The sequence below is a fragment of the Rhizobium sp. SAFR-030 genome (genome assembly GCF_059415005.1).
This window is the reverse complement of the sequence record NZ_JBPFDO010000005.1, coordinates 169,182-187,836: the sequence shown is the minus strand read 5'-3', so window position 1 is coordinate 187,836 and position 18,655 is coordinate 169,182. Positions and strand designations below refer to the sequence as shown.

20 protein-coding genes and 1 tRNA gene are annotated in these 18,655 nt (G+C 63.1%); 9 read left to right on the top strand and 12 right to left on the bottom strand.

Going from position 1 to position 18,655, the window contains the following annotated elements; translation table 11 throughout:
• Positions 1 to 72 precede the first annotated feature (72 nt).
• Positions 73 to 255 (bottom strand): Flp family type IVb pilin, encoded by a 183-nt coding sequence (locus ACR65N_RS16585; protein ID WP_430306274.1) that lies wholly within the window; start codon positions 253 to 255, stop codon positions 73 to 75.
• 424 nt (positions 256 to 679) lie between these two features.
• Here ACR65N_RS16585 and ACR65N_RS16580 point away from each other — a divergent pair, with 424 nt between their 5' ends.
• The 7 genes from ACR65N_RS16580 (at position 680) to ACR65N_RS16550 (ending at position 6,106) form a co-directional block, all read left to right on the top strand.
• Positions 680 to 1,060, top strand: coding sequence for a pilus assembly protein N-terminal domain-containing protein (locus tag ACR65N_RS16580; protein WP_430306563.1), 381 nt, complete (start codon positions 680 to 682; stop codon positions 1,058 to 1,060).
• 116 nt (positions 1,061 to 1,176) lie between these two features.
• Positions 1,177 to 1,809: a TadE/TadG family type IV pilus assembly protein gene (locus ACR65N_RS16575; protein WP_440457911.1), complete on the top strand. Its 633-nt coding sequence runs from the start codon at positions 1,177 to 1,179 to the stop codon at positions 1,807 to 1,809.
• Complete coding sequence (locus tag ACR65N_RS16570; protein WP_440457910.1) at positions 1,809 to 2,417, top strand: TadE/TadG family type IV pilus assembly protein; 609 nt, start codon at positions 1,809 to 1,811, stop codon at positions 2,415 to 2,417. Before ACR65N_RS16575 ends, ACR65N_RS16570 begins: the two co-directional genes overlap by 1 nt.
• Positions 2,418 to 2,517: 100 nt before the next feature.
• On the top strand, positions 2,518 to 3,738 hold the full coding sequence (locus ACR65N_RS16565) for a phosphopentomutase (protein ID WP_440457909.1): 1,221 nt from the start codon (positions 2,518 to 2,520) through the stop codon (positions 3,736 to 3,738).
• Positions 3,735 to 4,733, top strand: a complete 999-nt coding sequence (locus tag ACR65N_RS16560; RefSeq protein WP_440457908.1) for an adenosine deaminase — start codon at positions 3,735 to 3,737, stop codon at positions 4,731 to 4,733. The genes ACR65N_RS16565 and ACR65N_RS16560 overlap by 4 nt, the downstream gene beginning before the upstream one ends.
• Before the next feature lie 77 nt (positions 4,734 to 4,810).
• Positions 4,811 to 5,440: a uracil phosphoribosyltransferase gene (gene upp / locus ACR65N_RS16555; RefSeq protein ID WP_430306280.1), complete on the top strand. Its 630-nt coding sequence runs from the start codon at positions 4,811 to 4,813 to the stop codon at positions 5,438 to 5,440.
• A 126-nt stretch (positions 5,441 to 5,566) separates the two neighbouring features.
• A complete protein-coding gene (locus tag ACR65N_RS16550; RefSeq protein ID WP_440457907.1) occupies positions 5,567 to 6,106 on the top strand; it encodes a TIGR02281 family clan AA aspartic protease in 540 nt (179 codons plus the stop codon).
• A 3-nt stretch (positions 6,107 to 6,109) separates the two neighbouring features.
• Here ACR65N_RS16550 and deoA read toward each other — a convergent pair whose 3' ends face one another.
• The 10 genes from deoA to ACR65N_RS16500 form a co-directional block, all read right to left on the bottom strand.
• Positions 6,110 to 7,420, bottom strand: coding sequence for a thymidine phosphorylase (gene deoA, locus ACR65N_RS16545; RefSeq protein ID WP_440457906.1), 1,311 nt, complete (start codon positions 7,418 to 7,420; stop codon positions 6,110 to 6,112).
• A gap of 4 nt (positions 7,421 to 7,424) precedes the next feature.
• The gene (gene deoC / locus ACR65N_RS16540; protein ID WP_440458123.1) at positions 7,425 to 8,195 is read right to left on the bottom strand and encodes a deoxyribose-phosphate aldolase; all 771 of its coding nucleotides are present in this window, start codon (positions 8,193 to 8,195) and stop codon (positions 7,425 to 7,427) included.
• 116 nt (positions 8,196 to 8,311) lie between these two features.
• On the bottom strand, positions 8,312 to 9,115 hold the full coding sequence (locus ACR65N_RS16535) for a purine-nucleoside phosphorylase (protein WP_440457905.1): 804 nt from the start codon (positions 9,113 to 9,115) through the stop codon (positions 8,312 to 8,314).
• Complete coding sequence (locus tag ACR65N_RS16530) at positions 9,112 to 9,504, bottom strand: cytidine deaminase (protein ID WP_440457904.1); 393 nt, start codon at positions 9,502 to 9,504, stop codon at positions 9,112 to 9,114. Before ACR65N_RS16530 ends, ACR65N_RS16535 begins: the two co-directional genes overlap by 4 nt.
• A 4-nt stretch (positions 9,505 to 9,508) precedes the next feature.
• Positions 9,509 to 10,480 carry an ABC transporter permease gene (locus ACR65N_RS16525; RefSeq protein ID WP_440457903.1) on the bottom strand — a complete coding sequence of 324 codons (972 nt, stop codon included), beginning with the start codon at positions 10,478 to 10,480 and terminating at the stop codon, positions 9,509 to 9,511.
• An 11-nt stretch (positions 10,481 to 10,491) separates the two neighbouring features.
• A complete protein-coding gene (locus ACR65N_RS16520; protein WP_440457902.1) occupies positions 10,492 to 11,595 on the bottom strand; it encodes an ABC transporter permease in 1,104 nt (367 codons plus the stop codon).
• Between the two features lie 13 nt (positions 11,596 to 11,608).
• Positions 11,609 to 13,117, bottom strand: coding sequence for an ABC transporter ATP-binding protein (locus ACR65N_RS16515; protein ID WP_440457901.1), 1,509 nt, complete (start codon positions 13,115 to 13,117; stop codon positions 11,609 to 11,611).
• 75 nt (positions 13,118 to 13,192) lie between these two features.
• Entirely contained in the window at positions 13,193 to 14,185 is a 993-nt protein-coding gene (locus tag ACR65N_RS16510; RefSeq protein WP_430306289.1) for a BMP family lipoprotein, read from the bottom strand.
• Between the two features lie 234 nt (positions 14,186 to 14,419).
• Positions 14,420 to 15,073 (bottom strand): peptide-methionine (S)-S-oxide reductase MsrA, encoded by a 654-nt coding sequence (gene msrA / locus ACR65N_RS16505; protein ID WP_440457900.1) that lies wholly within the window; start codon positions 15,071 to 15,073, stop codon positions 14,420 to 14,422.
• A 42-nt stretch (positions 15,074 to 15,115) separates the two neighbouring features.
• The gene (locus tag ACR65N_RS16500) at positions 15,116 to 15,430 is read right to left on the bottom strand and encodes a hypothetical protein (RefSeq protein ID WP_430306291.1); all 315 of its coding nucleotides are present in this window, start codon (positions 15,428 to 15,430) and stop codon (positions 15,116 to 15,118) included.
• A 205-nt stretch (positions 15,431 to 15,635) separates the two neighbouring features.
• Between ACR65N_RS16500 and ACR65N_RS16495 the strand changes: the two genes are divergently transcribed.
• Positions 15,636 to 15,725: transfer RNA gene (locus ACR65N_RS16495), tRNA-Ser, on the top strand.
• A gap of 102 nt (positions 15,726 to 15,827) precedes the next feature.
• Here the strand turns inward: ACR65N_RS16495 and ACR65N_RS16490 are convergent.
• Positions 15,828 to 16,730 (bottom strand): LysR substrate-binding domain-containing protein, encoded by a 903-nt coding sequence (locus tag ACR65N_RS16490; protein ID WP_440457899.1) that lies wholly within the window; start codon positions 16,728 to 16,730, stop codon positions 15,828 to 15,830.
• A 280-nt stretch (positions 16,731 to 17,010) separates the two neighbouring features.
• Here ACR65N_RS16490 and ACR65N_RS16485 point away from each other — a divergent pair, with 280 nt between their 5' ends.
• Positions 17,011 to 18,618: an ABC transporter substrate-binding protein gene (locus tag ACR65N_RS16485; RefSeq protein ID WP_430306354.1), complete on the top strand. Its 1,608-nt coding sequence runs from the start codon at positions 17,011 to 17,013 to the stop codon at positions 18,616 to 18,618.
• Positions 18,619 to 18,655 lie beyond the last annotated feature (37 nt).

The following is an 18,655-nucleotide window of genomic DNA, read 5'->3' as shown; positions in this document are numbered from 1 at the left end:
GAAATATGCGATCATGCTCGTCCCTCAGGCGCCTAAAGCCGCCAGATCGGCGGCTTTAGCGATGGGCTGACATTAGTACTTGGTAGATGCCGTCGTCATCTTGCCAGAGATATTGTTGAATGTGCTGCTCAGGCTGTTGCCGAGCGTGGTGGCGCCAGCGATCAGGGCAACGGAAATCAGGGCAGCGATCAGACCGTATTCGATGGCCGTTGCACCCGATTCATCTTTCATAAAACGTGCGAAAATCTTGGACATTCTACTCTCCTACTCCGGGTTCTACTTCAGCAAGGCCGACAACTGTTGTCCGCTGTTCGGTGGTCCCAAGGTACGGCGAGGCGATTTCCATCCACTTAATAAAGCCGGTTACGAAAGTGTTAATCCCGGACAACGAACTGCAAGGTAAATGAGAAGTCTCACCGACCATTCAAATGCAAGATATGCGTCGCGCTTTCTGAGGAAATCTGAATGTAGCCCGGTTCGCAGTGGTTTCGCGATGACCAGCGGCTGCCGGAGACGCTCAGGATGGAACAGTTTTCAACCGTGAAGCCTGTGCCAAAATGGAAACATGAATAGTTTCAGGACGGTAAGGCTTCATTCACCATTCCGCTTCATGCTCTGTTTCAGAACACCCCTGCTGGAAGGTTGATCACCCATGCCCTGGACCTTGCTTGCGCGCCTGATGGCGGTCGCGACCTTGCTCCTTTCCGGCATCGCTCACGCGAACGAGGCCGGCGGTGATCTGCTGCGCGTCTACATGAACCAGGCCCGCGTGCTGCGCCTGGACCGTCCCGTCAGCAAGGTAATCGTCGGAAATTCTGAAGTTGCCGACGCGACGGTCGCCGACCCGATGACCATCGTGCTGACCGGCCGCAGTTTCGGGACGACCAATCTCGTGCTTCTGGACGCGGACGGAAACGCGATCGCCGACGAGCGCATCGTCGTCTCCATCGACGAAGGAAATACCGTTCGCGTGTTCCGCCAGACGGACAGGACGGTGCTGTCGTGCACGCCGAATTGCGAGCAGCACGCTCAAACCCGTGGCGCTCCGGCCGGCAACTGACAAGTCCTGTTCACATGCCAAACTGTGCCATACAGGTGCGAATGTAACGACCCCGGAAACGGATTCTCAATACAATCGGCCTAGCGTCCGGAGCTTCAAGGAGAACCGGCCGAACGATGCGCGTGGATGAGCACCATCTTGCCCCGAAGCCCGACGGCGTTGCCAGGCACGCAGCGTGGCGACGGATCTGGCGTTCGCCGGACGGCGCAGCGGCGATCGAGTTCGCCATCCTGGCGATCCCCTATTTCATGATCATCTTCGCGATCATCGAGACCTTCGTCGCGTTCACCGCAGAACAGCTTGTCTCGAACGCGGTCGAGACGCTGTCCCGCCAGCTGCGAACCGGTCAGATCACCTACGCGCTGGGACGGACGACCGACAAGACCGAGCCGCAGTTCCGCAAGATCTTCTGCGACGAGGTATCTATCCTCATTCGCTGCTCCGAGCAGGAACTGACGACCCCGAAACTGCTCTACCTGGACGTCCGTTCCTTCGCTACCTTCGCGCAGATCCCGACGACCATACCGCGTATGTCGACCGACACATACGCCGATCTCAACCCGGCCTCGTTCAAATACGCACCGGGCGGCCCGAAGACGATTAACATGGTGCGCGCCTACTACCGCTGGCAGATCATCACCGATCTCGTTCGGCCGTACATCACCAACATCCGCCCGAACAACGGATCGCTGCCGAGCGACTTCCTGATTGTGGGCACCGCCGCCTTCCAGAACGAGGATTATCCGTGATGGCGAAGGCTCCGCTCTCCCCGCCGCCCAAGCCTGCGCATCGCGGGACAATGCTGGCCTTTCGTCGGATGCTCGACGACCGCCGCGGCATGGGCGGTGTCGAGTTTGCCATCCTGGCGCCGATCCTGATCTCGCTCTACATCACCTGCTTCGAGCTGACCATCGGCCTCAGCGTCTCCAAGCGCGTGACGCGCGCCTCCGCCACTATCGCCGATCTGGTGACCCAGCAGGGCAGCGTGACGAAGGCGAGCCTGGCGACGATGGTGGATGTGGCGAAGGCGATCTTCGTCCCCTACAACAGCAGCGCCGACAAGATCTCCCTGAAGATCACCGGCATCCAGGTGGATGCCAACGGCATACCGCGGGTCGCATGGTCCTGGGACCAGGGGAATGCCCGCCCCTACCCTGCAGGCACCGTAGTCAGCGATGTGCCGGCAGAGCTGAAGGCAAACGATTCCTTCCTCGTCCGCTCGGAACTTGCCGTACCGCATGAACTGCTGATGTTCCTTCCTGGCATCGTATCGGCGGAAACGCGCTCGATCACCATCAGCCGCAACTATTTCTATCGCCAGCGGGGCGGATCCTCCGTCGCCTGCAACGACTGTTGAGGCGAAGCCTTTGCCAACAAGGCAAGTGGCCTATATGAGAAGCGGCTCAGCGTTCGGCTTCTCATGCTGCGCATGGCAGCTTTCTCACTCTGGGTGATCGATGGCACGCGCCTTTCTCTTCGTACTCGATTCCTTCGGCATCGGCGGTGCCCGCGATGCGGCGCGCTATGACGACCTCGGCTCCAACACGCTCGGCCATATCGCGCAGTTTTGTGCGGCGGGAGCGGCCGACCGGGCCGGCCTCAGAAGCGGCCCGTTAAAGCTGCCCAACATGTCGGCGCTCGGCCTTGTGCATGCGGCACAGATGGCCTGCGGCGAATATCCCGCCGGAATGCCCGTACCCGAACGCGTGTTCGGCCTCCACGGTGCGGCAAGCGAAGTCTCGAAAGGCAAGGACACACCGTCCGGCCATTGGGAAATTGCCGGCACGCCTGTGATGTTCGACTGGGGCTACTTTCCGAGCGAGGGGGATGCGTTTCCGCCGGACCTGATCGAGGCGATCTGTCGGGAGGCGGATTTGCCCGGCATCCTCGGCAACTGCCACGCATCCGGCACCGACATCATCGCCAGCCTCGGCGAGGAACACATCCGGAGCGGCAGGCCGATCTGCTACACCTCGACCGATTCCGTCTTTCAGATCGCCGCCCACGAGCAGCACTTCGGCCTCGACCGGCTGATTGCGCTCTGCCAGACCGTCCGCCAACTGATCGACCCGCTGAACATCGGCAGGGTGATCGCCCGGCCGTTCGTCGGCGAAACCCCGGCAACCTTCCAGCGCACCGGAAACCGTCGCGATTTTTCGGTCCTGCCGCCCGAAGCCACGCTTCTCGACCGCCTGGTCGAGGCTGGGCGCACCGTTCACGCGGTTGGCAAGATCGGCGATATCTTCGCGCACCAGGGCATCTCGCGGGTGATCAAGGCGAATGGTAACGATGCCCTGATGGATGCAACGCTGTCAGTGCTGGACGACGCCGGCGACGGCGACCTGGTGTTCACCAACTTCGTCGATTTCGACATGCTCTATGGCCACCGGCGCGACGTGCCGGGCTATGCGGCGGCGCTCGAGGCGTTCGACCGACGGCTTGCCGAGGTGCATCGCAAGATGCAGCCCGGCGACCTGATGCTGCTCACCGCCGACCATGGCTGCGATCCGACCTGGCGCGGCACGGACCACACGCGCGAGCGCGTACCGATCATGGGGTACGGGCCGGGCATTGCGCCGCGCAGCATCGGCGTCCGCGACAGCTATGCCGACATCGGCGAAACAGTCGCCGCGCATCTCGGCATTGCTCGCGGCAAGCATGGACGGAGCTTCCTGTGACACATCGTTTCCTCAAGGCGGAAATCCACTGCCATATCGAAGGGGCCGCTCCACCGGCCCTCAGCCATCGGCAGGCCCTCAAGTACGGCGTGGACACCTCGTCCTTCATCGCCGACGGCGGCTATGTCTGGCGCGACTTCGCCGAATTCATCGCCTGCTACGACAAGGTCGCTTCACTCTTCCGGACGCCGGACGACTACGCACTGCTGACGGAAAGCTACCTGAGCGAACTTGCGGGGATCGGCACGATCTACAGCGAGATCATCGTCTCCCCCGATCACGGCGACCGCATCGGCGTCGGTGCCGACCGCTACCTTGCCGGCATCACCGACGGCATCCACGCCGCGCGCGAGAAGACCGGCATCGAGACGCGCATCATCGTCACCGGGGAGCGGCACTTTGGACCCGAGAGCGTCATCAGCGCGGCGCGCTACGCCGCACGCTGCGGCAATCCGCTGGTCACTGGCTTCAACCTGGCCGGCGAGGAGCGGATGGGGCGAGTTGCCGATTATGCGCCGGCCTTCAATATCGCCCGCGATGCCGGGCTCGGCCTGACAATCCATGCGGGCGAGGTGTGCGGCGCCTTCAGCGTTGCCGACGCGCTCGACCTGGTGCGCCCGTCGCGCATCGGCCACGGGGTGCGGGCAATCGAGGATCCGGCTCTCGTCCAGCGGCTGGTGGAGACCGGTGTCGTGCTGGAGGTCTGTCCCGGCTCCAACATCGCCCTCGACGTCTTTCCCGACTTCGAGAGCCACCCCTTGCGCCAGTTGATCGAGGCCGGCGTGCGCGTCTGCATCAACTCGGACGATCCGCCTTTCTTCAGCACCTCGCTGGCGCGCGAGTACGAGATCGCCTCAGAGATCATCGGTCTTTCCGATGCGCAGATCAACGCAATGACGCGCACGGCCCTCGAGGCCGCCTTCGTCGACGAGACCACCCGCTCGGCACTGCTGTCTCGGCTGGATCGGCGCCAGGCGGCTGGGGATGATGCGTGAAAGCACCGGTTGCGGGTTGCGATGAGGCGAATTTTCCCTGAAGAAGGTAGGGAAGGCAAAGAAGAAGGCAGTTTCCCATGGACGGCGTCACAGTCATCGATCATCCGCTGGTGCAGCACAAACTCACCATCATGCGTCGCAAGGAGACCTCGACCTCGAGCTTCCGCCGGCTGCTGCGGGAAATCTCCACCCTTCTCTGCTATGAGGTGACACGCGACCTCGAGCTGACCATGGAGACGATCGAGACGCCGCTCACCGAGATGCAGTCGCCGATCCTCGAAGGCAAGAAGCTCGTCTTCGCCTCCATTTTGCGCGCCGGCAACGGCCTCCTGGAAGGCATGCTGGAGCTGGTTCCGGCGGCCCGCGTCGCGCATGTCGGCGTCTACCGGGATCACGAAACGCTGCAGGCGGTCGAATACTATTTCAAGGCGCCTGACGCACTGTCCGAGCGGCTCATCATTGTCGTCGATCCGATGCTGGCCACCGGCAATTCCTCGATCGCGGCGATCGACAAGCTGAAGGAGCGCGGCGCAAAGAACATCCGCTTCGTCTGCCTTCTCGCCGCACCGGAAGGCATCAAGAACTTCTGCGAGGCGCACCCGGACGTGCCCGTCTTCACCGCAGCGATCGACAGCCACCTCAACGAGAAGGGCTACATCATGCCCGGCCTCGGCGACGCCGGCGACCGGATGTACGGTACCAAGTAAGGCGTCGGCCGCCGACTAAGCGGCCGTTAACGACGTTTAACGGAAGCGCCTGCGCAAGGCCCACGCGGGCGTTTTTCGTTCAGGGTCCGGGCGCTATGGTGGGCTCAGACCCGCCGGAGCGCCCTCATGCTGCGAACCTTCCTGATGTTCCTCGTTGCTGCGGCAGTTGCTTCGCAGATCCCGCACCTGTTCGGCCTGACGGAGATCGCCGCGGAAAGCCGGTCGTCGGGCGACCAGGCGGTGCAGGAGACGTCAATTTCCTCCGACCCCGGTCCGACCGCGAAAACCTCCGCACCCGGAAGCGTCGTTCTCGCTTCAGACGGCCGCGGCCACTTCCTCGCCAACTTCCGCCTTAACGGCAAATCCGTGGAAGGCCTCGTCGACACCGGCGCGACGTCCGTGGCGATCAACGAGAGCACAGCGCGGCGGCTAGGCTTCAGCGCTGGCACACTCGACTTCCGCTACCGCGTCAACACGGCGAACGGCGTCGCAAGGGCAGCCTCCGTGCGGCTGGAACGGGTCGAGATCGCCGGCATCCGCATTCGCGACGTAGACGCCGTTGTGCTGGAGGACAAGGCGCTTTCGGGCACCCTGATCGGCATGAGCTTCCTGAAGCGCCTATCGTCTTTCCAGGTGCAGAACGGTTCGCTGCGGCTGGTGCAATAGCTTTCAGCCGATCCGCTTCAGCACGACGGGCCGCGTTTCCGGCGGCACGTCGCTGATCGTGTAGAGCCCGGCGACGTGACCAGCGATATGTTCCGCCAGCGCCTGGTCGGCACCGTGCACAAAAGCGATCGGCTCACCCTTCTGCACATAGGTGCCGAGCGGCAGCATGCGATCCAGCCCGACGCGCGGATCGATCTCGTCGCTGACCTGGCGGCGACCGCCGCCGAGTTCGACGACAGCCAGTCCCAGGAGCCGCGTGTCGCAGCCGGCGAGGTGTCCCGTCGCAGGTGCCGCGACGGCGACCGTGACCGGCGCAGCCGCCAGATGATGACCCGGGCGCTCGACGAAATCGGCGGGGCCGCCCAGCACATGCACCATGCGCCCGAAGGTTTCGAGCGCCCGCCCGGATGCGATGGCACCTCGCGCCATCGACGCCCCCTCCTCCAGGGACGGTACGATCCCGGCCTGGAGCAACATATCTGCGGCGAAGGCAAGCGTTGCGGTCTCGCTGCGAGTGCCGGCCTTGTTGCCCGACAGCACGTCGAGGCAGTGCAGCACTTCCAGAGCGTTGCCCGCTGCATCCGCCAACGGTTCGTTCATATCGGTAAGCAGGGCCGTGGTACCGAGGCCAGCGCCATTTGCCACCTCGACCAGCGATTTTGCCAATGCTTCGGCATCCTCGACACCCTCCATGAAGGCGCCGTTGCCGAACTTGACGTCGAGAACAAGGTGTTGAAGCCCCGCCGCCAGCTTCTTCGACAGGATCGAGGCGGTGATCAGCGCGATGGATTCGACCGTCGCGGTGACGTCACGCACGGCATAGAGCCGCTTGTCGGCCGGCGCCAGGTCGCCCGTCTGGCCGATGATTGCACATCCGACTTCGTTGACGGCGCGCCGGAACAGAGCTTCGCTCGGCATCACGTCGTAGCCTGGAATGGCGCCGAGCTTGTCGAGCGTGCCGCCGGTGTGGCCAAGACCGCGGCCGGAGATCATGGGGACGGCCAGACCGCAGGAGGCGACGATCGGCGCCAGCATCAGCGAGACGTTGTCACCGACACCGCCGGTCGAATGCTTGTCGGAGATCGGCTTTCCGACATCCGCCCAGGACAGGACATCGCCTGAATCGCGCATGGCGAGGGTCAGCGCGATCACTTCGTCGCGCGTCATGCCACGAAAGAAGGTGGCCATGGCGAAGGCCGCGATCTGCCCCTCGGAGACGCTTCCCGCGGTCATCGCCTCGATGAAGGCGCCGATCTCGGCGGCAGGCAAATCCTCCCCGTCACGTTTGCGGCGGATGGTTTCCTGCGGGATCACGATCTCAGTATCCGGTCGATACGCGGGCCGACGCGCTGCCGCTGATCACCGCAAGGATGTCGTCCAGGAGGCTCGATGCGCCGAAGCGGAAGGTCGACGGCATCAACCAGTCCCGTCCCATGATCGTTTCGGCAAGCCGCAGGTAGAGATCGGCATCCGCTACCGTCGAGATACCGCCCGCCGGCTTGAAACCCACCTTCTTGCGGCTGTCACGGATTGCCTGCAGCATGATATCGGCTGCTTCCAGCGTTGCATTGACCTGCACCTTGCCGGTGGAGGTTTTTATGAAGTCCGCACCAGCGGCGATGGCAAGGCCCGAAGCGTGGCGGATCCTGCCGCTGTCCTTCAGCTCACCCGTCTCCAGGATCACCTTCAGGCACGCGTGCGGGCAGGCCGCGCGAACCGCCTCGACCATGGTCGTCACCGCGGCATCATCGCCAGCCAGGAAGGCGCGGTAGGGGATGACCAGATCGATCTCGTCGGCACCATCGGCGATAGCCGCGGTGGTTTCCACAACGACCTGTTCCACCGGCAGATCGCCGGACGGGAAGTTGACGACCGTGGCGATGCGCACCGGATTGCCCGGACCAAGCAGGCCGCGCGCCTGCGCGACGAAACGCGGCCAGATGCAGATCGCAGCGGTTGCACCCGACGGCGTCTGGGCCTTGCGGCACAGCTGCTCGATCGCCGTTGCATCGCAGTCATCGCGAAGATTGGTCAGGTCCAGCAGCGACAGCGCGAACGTCGCCACTTCTCGCGGGCTCAGCAGTTCCATGGCCTTCACTCCCGGCTTGCTCGAAGTCATCATATGTAGCTCTCGATGGATAAGGCGCAACCCGCATGGCCAGACGGCTACCGGCAGACGCCGAGGGTCTCGCGTCGTCGGGCCGCTCAGGCCAGTCCGGACTGGCTGAAAAGGTCGCTGAGGATGGCCGCAAGACGTGCACCACCCTTCGGTGCCATCTCCTTGGTCTCCTCGTGGCTCAATTCGGCACCGGTCATGCCGGCACCGTAGTTGGTGATGACCGAACAGGCGGCGACCTTCAGCCCGACATACCGCGCCAGGATGACCTCCGGCACCGTCGACATGCCGACGGCATCGGCGCCGAGTGTGCGGGCCATGCGGATCTCCGCCGGCGTTTCGAAGCTCGGGCCGGAGAACCACATGTAGGTGCCGGTAAACAGCGGCGTGCCGGTGCGGATCGCCGCATTGCGGACGGCGACCGCCAGTTCGGCGTCATAGGCATTCGTCATGCCGACAAAGCGCCGGTCGCCGCTTTCGCCGATCAGCGGGTTCATGCCGGAATAGTTGATGTGATCGGTGATCTGCATCACCGAACCCGGCGGCATGTCCTGGCGCACCGAGCCTGCCGAATTGGTAAGGATCAGCGCCTGCACGCCGATGCCCTGCAGCACCTCGAGGGGAAACCGCATCGCCGAGGCGTCGCCGTGCTCATAGTAATGGGCGCGGCCGGAGAGCATGATGACCGGATGTTGGCCGAGCCGCCCCGCCACCAGTTCGCCTGCATGGCCGGTCACGCCGCTTACCGGAAAGCCCGGGAGGTCGCCGTAGGAGATGCGAACGGGATCCTGCACCTGTTCGACCAGCGAGCCGAGACCGGATCCGAGCACGATTGCATGCCGCGGCATCAGTCCGTCCAGCCGGTCCACCAGAAGATCGATGACGGTCCTCATCCGAGGATCTCGGTCTTGAACGAGAACGGCAGAAGTTCCTCCATCGTCATGGTCTTCTGGACGCCCTGGTCATCGCAGAGGAAGACCCGCGTCTGCGCATCTGCGAACTCGGCGATCTTCTGGCGGCAACCGCCGCAGGGCGGGCACAGCGCCAGCTTCTCGGCAATGACCGCCATCTCGACGATCTTCCGGCCGCCGCCCATGATCATGGCGCCGATCGCCGTCGGCTCGGCGCACCATCCTTGCGGAAACGAGAGGTTCTCGATGTTGGCGCCGGCATAGATCTTGCCGTCATCGGCGAGAATAGCCGCCCCGACCGGGAACTTGGAGTAAGGCGCGTAGGCCTTCGACATCGCAGCACGGGCTGCTTCGAACAGAGTTTGCGACATCGGGTCAACGCTCCTTCGTATAGGGCACGCCGCCGGCCTTCGGCGGATGGGCAATGCCGATGAAGCCGGCAAGCAGGACGCAGGTAAGAATGTAGGGCAGCGCCTGGAAGATCTGCACGGGAACCTCGCCAATGCCGGGTACCGGCCGCCCCTGCATGAAGTTGGCGAACGCATCGAGGAAGCCGAACAGCAGGCAGGCGAACATTACCGGCACCGGCTTCCACTTGGCGAAGATCAGGGCTGCCAGCGCGATGTAGCCCTTGCCCGCCGACATATCCTTGATGAAGGCCGCCGACTGGGCAATCGACAGATAGGCGCCGGCAAAGCCGCAGAGGAAGCCGGCTACAATGACGGCGCGATACCGCAGCCATGCGACCGAGATGCCGGCCGTATCGACGGCGCCCGGATTCTCACCGACAGCGCGCAGGCGCAGACCAAAGCGGGTGCGAAACAGCACCCACCAGGAGAGAGGCACGGCGGCGAAAGCCAGGTAGGTCAGGATATTGTTGCCGGAGATGACGTTGGCATAGAGCGGGCCGATGAACGGCACCTCGCGCATCTGATCGGCAAACGGCAGGATGATCGGCTGGAAACGTGCCTCGCCGCCAAGCTGCGGCGTACGGCCTCCCTGGCCGAACCACGCCTGGCCAAGCACGATCGTCAGGCCGGCGGCGATGAAGTTGAGGGCGACGCCGGAGACGATCTGGTTGCCGCGATTGGTGATCGAGGCAAAGCCGTGGATGAGCGAGAAGATGATCGATACGGCAATGCCGCCGAGCAGGCCGAGCCACGGATTTCCGGTGATGTAGGAAAGGCAGGCGGAGGCGAAGGCGGCAGCCAGCATCTTGCCTTCCAGGCCGATGTCGAAGATGCCGGCGCGTTCGGAGAACAGGCCGGCGAGCGCCGTGAACAGAAGCGGGATCGACAGGCGGATGGTCGATCCCAGAATGCTGACGAGGATGTCGAAGAAATCCATGCCGTCCTCCCTTATGCCCGCTTCAAGCGCTGGTAGAGCTGAACCATGGCCGGCCGGAACATGTATTCCAGCGCACCGGCGAACAGGATCACCAGACCCTGGATGACGACGATCATTTCACGGGTGATGTTGGGCATCTCGAAGGAGAGGTCGGCGCCGCCCTGGTAGAGGATGCCGAACAGCAGCGCCGAAAAGATGATGCCGAGCGGGTGGCTGCGACCCATGAGCGAGACGGCGATACCGACGAAGCCGGCGCCGCCGACGAATTCCACCTGCAGGCGCGCCGAGGCGCCCATCACCGGGTTGAGCGCCATCATGCCCGCCAGACCGCCGGAGATCAGCATGGCGATGATGACCGTGCGGGCATAGGGAATGCCGGCATAGACGGCCGCGGGCGGGCTGATGCCGAGCGTGCGCATCTCGTAGCCGAACTTGGTGCGCCAGATGAGCAGCCAGACGAGGAAGCACATCACCAGCGCGATCAGAAAGGAGACGTTGAACGGCGCCGGGCCGAGCCTCAAGCCGAACAGCGCCATCAGCCAGTCCAGCTTCGGCAATTGCCCGCCGGGCAGGAATGTCCGGGTCTCCGGCGCCATCTTGCCGGGCACGATGAAGACGTTCACCAGAAGGTAGACCATCAGCGCCGCGCCGATAAAGTTGAACATGATGGTGGTGATGACGATGTGGCTGCCGCGCTTTGCCTGCAGCCAGGCCGGGATCAGCGCCCAGCCGGCCCCGAAGACGGCCGCGCCGATCACCGCGAACGGCATCGTCACGTACCACGGCACGTAGCGATCGAGGGACAGCGCCACCAGCGCCGCGCCAAGCCCGCCGACATAGGCCTGGCCTTCGGAGCCGATGTTGAACAGGCCGGCATGAAAGGCGACAGCGACCGACAGGCCGGTGAAGATGAAGCTTGTCGTGTAGAACAGCGTGAAGCCGATCGCATCGCCGCGGCCGAGCGCGCCCTCGATCAGCAGCCGCAGTGCCGCCAGCGGATCCTCGCCGATCCACCAGACCACCAGGCCCGAGATCAGGAATGCCATGACCAGGTTCAGCAACGGCAGCAGCCCGTAGCTGATCCAGTTGGGCAAGGGTACGGAAGCGGTACTCATGAACGGTGGGTCCTCATGCGGCGATCCCCGCCATCATCAATCCGAGCGTCTGCTCGCCGGCATCGGGTGTCTTTTCGCCGACGATCTTGCCGGCGAACATCACCAGGATGCGGTCGGACAGCGAGCGGATCTCGTCAAGTTCGACGGAGACCACCAGGATCGCCTTGCCGGCATCGCGCATTTCGACGATCCGGCGGTGGATGAACTCAATGGCGCCGATATCGACACCGCGGGTGGGCTGGCCGATGATCAGCGCTTTGGGATCGCGCTCGATCTCGCGGGCGACGACGATCTTCTGCTGGTTGCCGCCGGAAAAGTTGGCCGTCTTCAACCGCGGGTTCGGCGGCCGGATGTCATACTTGCGGATCTTCTCCTCGGCGTCCGCCCTGATTGCCTTCAAATCAAGGAAGGTGCGGCCGTAGCGGGCATTGCGGTGATAGCCAAGAACGGAATTCTCGTATTCCTCGAACTTCAGCACCAGTCCCATGTGGTGGCGGTCTTCGGGAATATGCGCAAGGCCTAGCTCGCGCAACCGGGCTGGATCGGCGCTGCCGATCGGCTGGCCGTCGAGCAGGATCTCGCCGGATGTCGGCTTGCGGATGCCGGCAATCGCTTCCAGCAGTTCCGACTGGCCGTTGCCGGCAACGCCTGCGATGCCGACGATCTCGCCCTCGCGCACGTCGAACGAGACGTTGTCGACCATGGTCACGCCGCGGCTGTCGCGAACCGTGAGGTTCTTGACCGAGAGCAGCACCTTGCCGGGCTTCGGCTCGCCCTTTTCGACCCGCAGCAGCACCCGCCGGCCGACCATCAGTTCGGCGAGTTCCTCGACCGTCGTTTCAGCCGTCTTGCGGGTGGCGACCATCTCACCGCGGCGCATGACCGACACCTCGTCGGTGATGGCCATGATCTCGCGCAGCTTGTGGGTGATGAGGATGACGGTCTTGCCCTGGTCTCGCAGAACCCGCAGCACCTTGAACAGGTGATCCGCTTCGGCCGGTGTCAGGACGCCGGTCGGTTCGTCGAGGATCAGAATGTCGGCATTGCGGTACAGTGCCTTGAGGATCTCGACGCGCTGCTGGCGGCCGACCGGCAGTTCCTCGACCACCGCGTCGGGATCGACGTCGAGGCCATATTCGGATTCGAGCCGCTTCAGCTCGATGCGTGCACCGGCGACGCCCTTGGCGAGCAACTGTCCGCCCTCGGCGCCGAGCATGATGTTTTCAAGCACGGTGAAGTTCTCAACCAGCATGAAGTGCTGGTGCACCATGCCGATGCCGGCAGCGATCGCCGCCTGGCTGTCGCGGATGGCGATCTGCCTGCCGTCGACGCGGATCTCGCCGCGGTCGGCCTGATAGAAGCCGTAGAGAATGGACATCAGGGTCGACTTGCCGGCACCGTTCTCGCCGATGATGCCGTGGATCGTCCCCTTCTCAACCTTGAGATTGATGTTCCTGTTGGCGTGGACCGTACCGAAGCTCTTGTCGATACCCACCAGTTCAATCGCGGGATGCTGGCTCACACGCTGGCCTTTCGTTTCCGGAAGCCGGACATGGAAAGGGCGTATGGCGAACCCGCCATACGCCCTCCATCGGTCTTACATCGGGCAGCTGTTGTCCGACATGTAGTCGTGGACCTTGACGGTGCCGGCAATGATGTCGGCCTTGGCCTTCTCGACGGCCGCCTTCATCTCCGGGGTGATCAGCTTGGCGTTGTTGTCGTCGAGCGCGTAGCTGACGCCATCCTGCGCCACGCCGTTGGCCTGCACGCCAGCCGTGAACTTGTCGGCGGCAGTATCCTTGTAGGCGTTGTAGACGGCGAGATCGACGCGCTTGACCATCGAGGTCAGCACCGAGCCCGGGTGCAGGTGGTTCTGATTGGAATCGACGCCGATCGACATCTTCTTGTTGTCGGCTGCCGTCTGGAGCACGCCGAGGCCGGTAGCGCCGGCTGCTGCGTAAACGACGTCGGCACCCTGGTCGATCTGGTTCTTGGTCAGCTCACCGCCGCGCACCGGATCATTCCAAGCAGCACCGGTGGTGCCGGTCATGTTCTGCAGAACCTGGATCTTGCCGTTGGCGGCCTTGGCGCCCTGGGCATAGCCGCAGGCGAACTTGCGGATGAGCGGGATGTCCATGCCGCCGATGAAGCCGACCTTTGCGGACTTGGAGGCCATGCCGGCGAGAACGCCGACGAGGTAGGAGCCTTCCTCTTCCTTGTAGACGACCGAACGGACATTCGGCAGATCGACGACGGAATCAACGATGACGAACTTGGTGTCGGGGAATTCGCCGGCGACCTTTTCCATGGCCGACGTCCAGGCGAAAGAGACGGCGACGACGGGGTTGAAACCCTTGGAGGCGAAGTTGCGGATCGCCTGCTCGCCCTGGGTATCGCTGGTCGGCTCGAAATCGCGGTACTCAGTACCGGTTTCCTTCTTGAACTGCTCGGCGCCCTGATAGGCGGCCTCATTGAAGGATTTGTCGAACTTGCCACCGGTGCCATAGACCAGCGCCGGCTTGATATCAGCCGCCAGCGCCGTGGTCGAAAGCGCCGCCATGGCAATGAGAGTCAAAACGGATTTCTTCATCGTGCAGCCCTGTTCTTGCTATTCATCGTGGGTCCCCCCGCACGCCCGCTGGGCATGTCTGCGGTTGCCAGTATCCTATCTTTATGCCTGGCTGGAGCCCATCCTTGCATGGCTTGGCCGGAAATTCACCAGAAATTTTTCGGCCGGTGCGAAAGCGGACGGTCGCTCGGAAACCTGCACAAAAGAGCCGCAGATCTGCACAAATCCGCGGCTCTTCGCCTTGCCTTTGAACGGTCAGCCGCCGATCGGGCAGCTGACGCCGGTTCCCCGCAGCCCGCAATAGCCGCCGGGGTTCTTGGCCAGATACTGCTGATGGTAATCCTCGGCGTAGAAGAACTCTTCCGCCGGGGCGATTTCGGTGGTGATCTCGGTCTTCCGGCCGGCGCCGCTAAGCGCCTGCTGGAAAGCATCACGCGCCGCCTGCGCCGCCTTCAACTGTTCCGGCGTCGTCGTGTAGATGGCCGAGCGATAGGTGGTGCCGACATCGTTGCCCTGGCGCATTCCCTGCGTCGGATCGTGCTCCTCGAAGAACACCTTCAGCAGCGTTTCATAGCTGACGATGGCGGGATCGAAGACCACCTTGACGATCTCGGCATGGCCGGTCATGCCGGTGGTCGTCTCGTGATAGGTCGGGTTCGGCGTCAGGCCCCCCTGGTAACCGACGGCCGTCACCCAGACGCCGGGAATGGTCCAGAACAGCCGCTCGGCGCCCCAGAAGCACCCCATGCCGAGATAGGCGACATGCATGTTGTCGGGATAGGGTCCCTTCAGCGGGTTGCCGTTGACAAAGTGCAGTTCGGAAGTCGGCAGCGGCTCGGCGCGCCCTGGAAGCGCCGTATCCGGCTTCGGCATCACGGTCTTCTTGTTGAACATGTCGATCAGGAACATCTGCGTCTCCTCGGTTGGGCCGGCGACGATCGGTATGGTCGATCAGGCGAGCACGCCGTACGGCCTTGGACGCCGATATCCCATCATCCAGAACAGCAGGGAAAATCCCAGCAGAACGGCGAAGGCAGGCTGTGCAAGGATGACGGCAGCGCCGCTGCGCCAGGCTTCCGGGTGAATATAGTGTTCGACCCAGGCTTTCACCAGATCCAGGCTGGCGGGACTGATCGCCGCCCAGTCGTCGCCGAAGCTGGTAAAGGCCACCGAGGAGGAGGAGACCGAGACGATCGAATCGACCGTGCCCGCGGCAATCGCGGACATCAGGGACAGGAGACTGAGGAACCGCAACAAGAATGCCATGGACGCCGCCCTATCTCCACGCGGATTAACAAAGTCTGAACCAGCTGTGCCGATCCGGCAATCTTGATCGGCGGCGCAGCCTGCGCAAGGGGGTCTTCGACCGCCGGCCAGGAATCTTTCAGATTCCGGTTGATCCGTTCAAGTTCATCGGTATATACCCGCCCCGATCCCTGCTTCGCAGCAATCAGCGGCGCGGTGGTTTCAAGGACAGGTGGCCGAGTGGTTGAAGGCGCACGCCTGGAAAGTGTGTATACGTGAGAGCGTATCGCGGGTTCGAATCCCGCTCTGTCCGCCATCCACTGTGATCAGCCCCGATTTATATCGCAGCCGTTCTGATTTCTCTCCGAGCTCACCCTGCAGCCATGCCCTGCACAGATCCCGCTCCGGGAGCTGCGCGTTACCGTATGGTGCGCTGGTCGAAGGGCGATACCGCGATGCGAATGAACTCGACGAGCTTTTCCGAGGCGAGGGATGGCGGGCGACTGCCAGGCGTCAGCAGCCAGACATCCATGAAGGTTTCCGGCAACAATGGCCGGCGGATCAGACGGCTATCGGGATAGTCGAGGCCGACGAAGGGCGGGACGATCGAGATCCCCACACCATTGGCAACGAGGCTGCACGCCGTCTCCGACAGCGGCACCTCGATACGATTCCGCTTCTGGACGCCGCGCATCTGAAATGCCCGGTCGACCGTCATCAGCGAGCAGTCGTCTCGCGGCAATGAGACGAAGGACTCGTTTCGAAGGTCATCGATCTCGATCACCTGCTTTTCGGCCAGTCGATGAGCGGCGGGAAGAACGCAGATCATCGCGAACCGCATGATGATCTCGGAGCGGACGTTCGACTGTTCGAACGGCAAGACGCTCAGGCCGATATCCACCTGGCCGGCCGCCACCAGTTCTCCTATGCGCGGCGAGTTGCGGCTTTGCAGTGTCAGGTGAATGTCCGGCTGTTCAGCGAGAAACGGTGAAAGTGCCTGCGTCAGGTAGCGCGTCGCCAGCGCCGCAGGTGCCGCCATCGTCACCTCACCCCATTCGCGGTTGCGGACGGCTTCCGCCAGCCTGGCGATGCGCTTGGTACCGGCAAACATCCGATCGACCTCGACAGCCAGCATCCGCGCTTCCAGGGTAGGCACCAGTCTGCCGCCGGCGCGGGTAAACAGCTGGAACCCGCACGTCTCCGAAAAGCTCCGCAGCAGCTTGCTGACCGCCGGCTGCGATATACCCAGACGTTCACCGGCAAGCGTCACCGATCCCGTTTCGATCGTCGTGTGGAAGGCTTCGAGCTGCCGAATGTTCATCGTGCATCCCCCGTTCGAAGAGGCAGGGTCATGAGTTTTGGTTATAATGATCGGACAAGAAGCAATTTGACAATCATGTTGTCAAGACGCTCTATTCGTCGGGCAGCGCTCCCCGGCGCCCGCGCGGAAGATGCTAATCCGCCGACGGAACTGGGTGGGCGCCCCGAAATCAAAACGTATCTCGCTGGGCAAACGCCCTGCGGACGGTCTCGTCGAGGCCGGCTGGAGAGTATCCGCGCCAAGGCTGCAAAAAGCAGCCAGCAAAAAAGGGAACGACGACATGAACAAGACATTCGCCCTCTGCCTCCTTGCGTTAGCGGCGGCGTCAGCGCCCGCCAAGGCATCGATGCTGTCCGTCTGCATCGAGGGCTCCCCGGAAGTCTTCAATCCGCAGCTGACCAGCAATGGCACCACATCCTATGTGCTTGGGCAGATCTACGATGGCCTGGTGTCGGTCAAAGCAGGTTCTTCCGACATCGAGCCGGCGCTTGCCGAGAGCTGGACCATCTCCGAGGACGCCAGGACCTACACGTTCAAGCTGCGTCGCGGCGTCAAGTGGCAAGCAAATGACCTGTTCACGCCGAGCCGGGATTTCAATGCCGACGACGTGATGTTCACGTTCGAGCGGATGATGAAGAAGGATCACCCCTTCGCCAAGATCAACGGCGGCACCTTCATCACCTTCAACACCAAGCTTGCCGATGCCCTGGAGGGGCTGAAGAAGGTGGACGACTATACAGTCGCCTTCACCCTCAAGCAGCCGCTTGCTCCCTTCATCGGCATCATGGCGCACCAGTCCCTGGCGATCACCTCTAGCGAATACGCCGATACCCTGATGAAGGCCGGAACCGCGGAACTCATCGATCGCCAGCCGATCGGGACCGGGCCGTTTCAGCTGCAGGCCTATCAACAGGACGCGGTGGTCCGGCTGGTCCCGTTTGCCGAAACCTGGGGTGCTGCTGCTGGCCAACCGGCTCGCACTCCAATGGTTGACAGCATCGCGATGGCGATCAGCGCCGACGCGTCGGTGCGATTGCAGCGGGCGATGGCCGGAGAATGCCAGATTGCCCTCTACCCGAACCTCGCGGACCGGGCGATGATTGAAAAAAGCGGCGCACTTCAGGCAGTTCGCACGCCTGTCGCATCGACGGGCTTCATCACCTTCAACTTCCGGGACGAGAAGTTCAAGGACAAGCGGGTGCGGGAAGCCCTCGCTCACGCCATCAACATCAAGCCGCTCGTCGACCTCGTCTACGACGGAATGGGGACTGTGACCGGCGCGGTCATCCCGCCTTCGCTCTGGGGCCATGACAAGGACGCGGGCGGTTACAGCTACGATCCGGAACTGGCAAAGAAGCTGCTCGCCGAAGCCGGCTACAAGGACGGATTTTCGACGCAGCTTTGGGCGATCCCCGTCGCACGCCCCTACATGCCGAACGGCCGCCGCGCGGCCGAGATGATCCAGTCTGACTGGGCCCGGATCGGGGTTAAAGCCGAAGTCATCTCCTACGAGTGGGGCGAGTACATCACCCGCGCCCGCAACGGTGAGGCACAGGTTGGAATGTTCGGCGGGATCTACGATTTCCCGGATCCGAGCCAGATCCCGAACAACTACTTCACCTGCGATTCAGCCGGCAAACCGAGCCCCTCCAACATCGGCGCCTGGTGCGACAAGGAGTTCATCGGGCTGATGAACCAGGCCGGCACCGTCACCGGACAGGCAGAGCGCATTGACCTCTACAAGAAGGCGCAGGAGGAGTTCCATGCCGAAGTGCCGGCCGTGATCCTCGGCGGCGCCGATACGATTACCGCCGTTGCCAAGACCGTCAAAGGCTATGTGCCGGCGATCTTCGGCACCAGCCGGCTATCGGGCGTCACTGTCGAATAAGTGTGATGAGCCGGCCGCAGTCAGCACCTGTGACTGC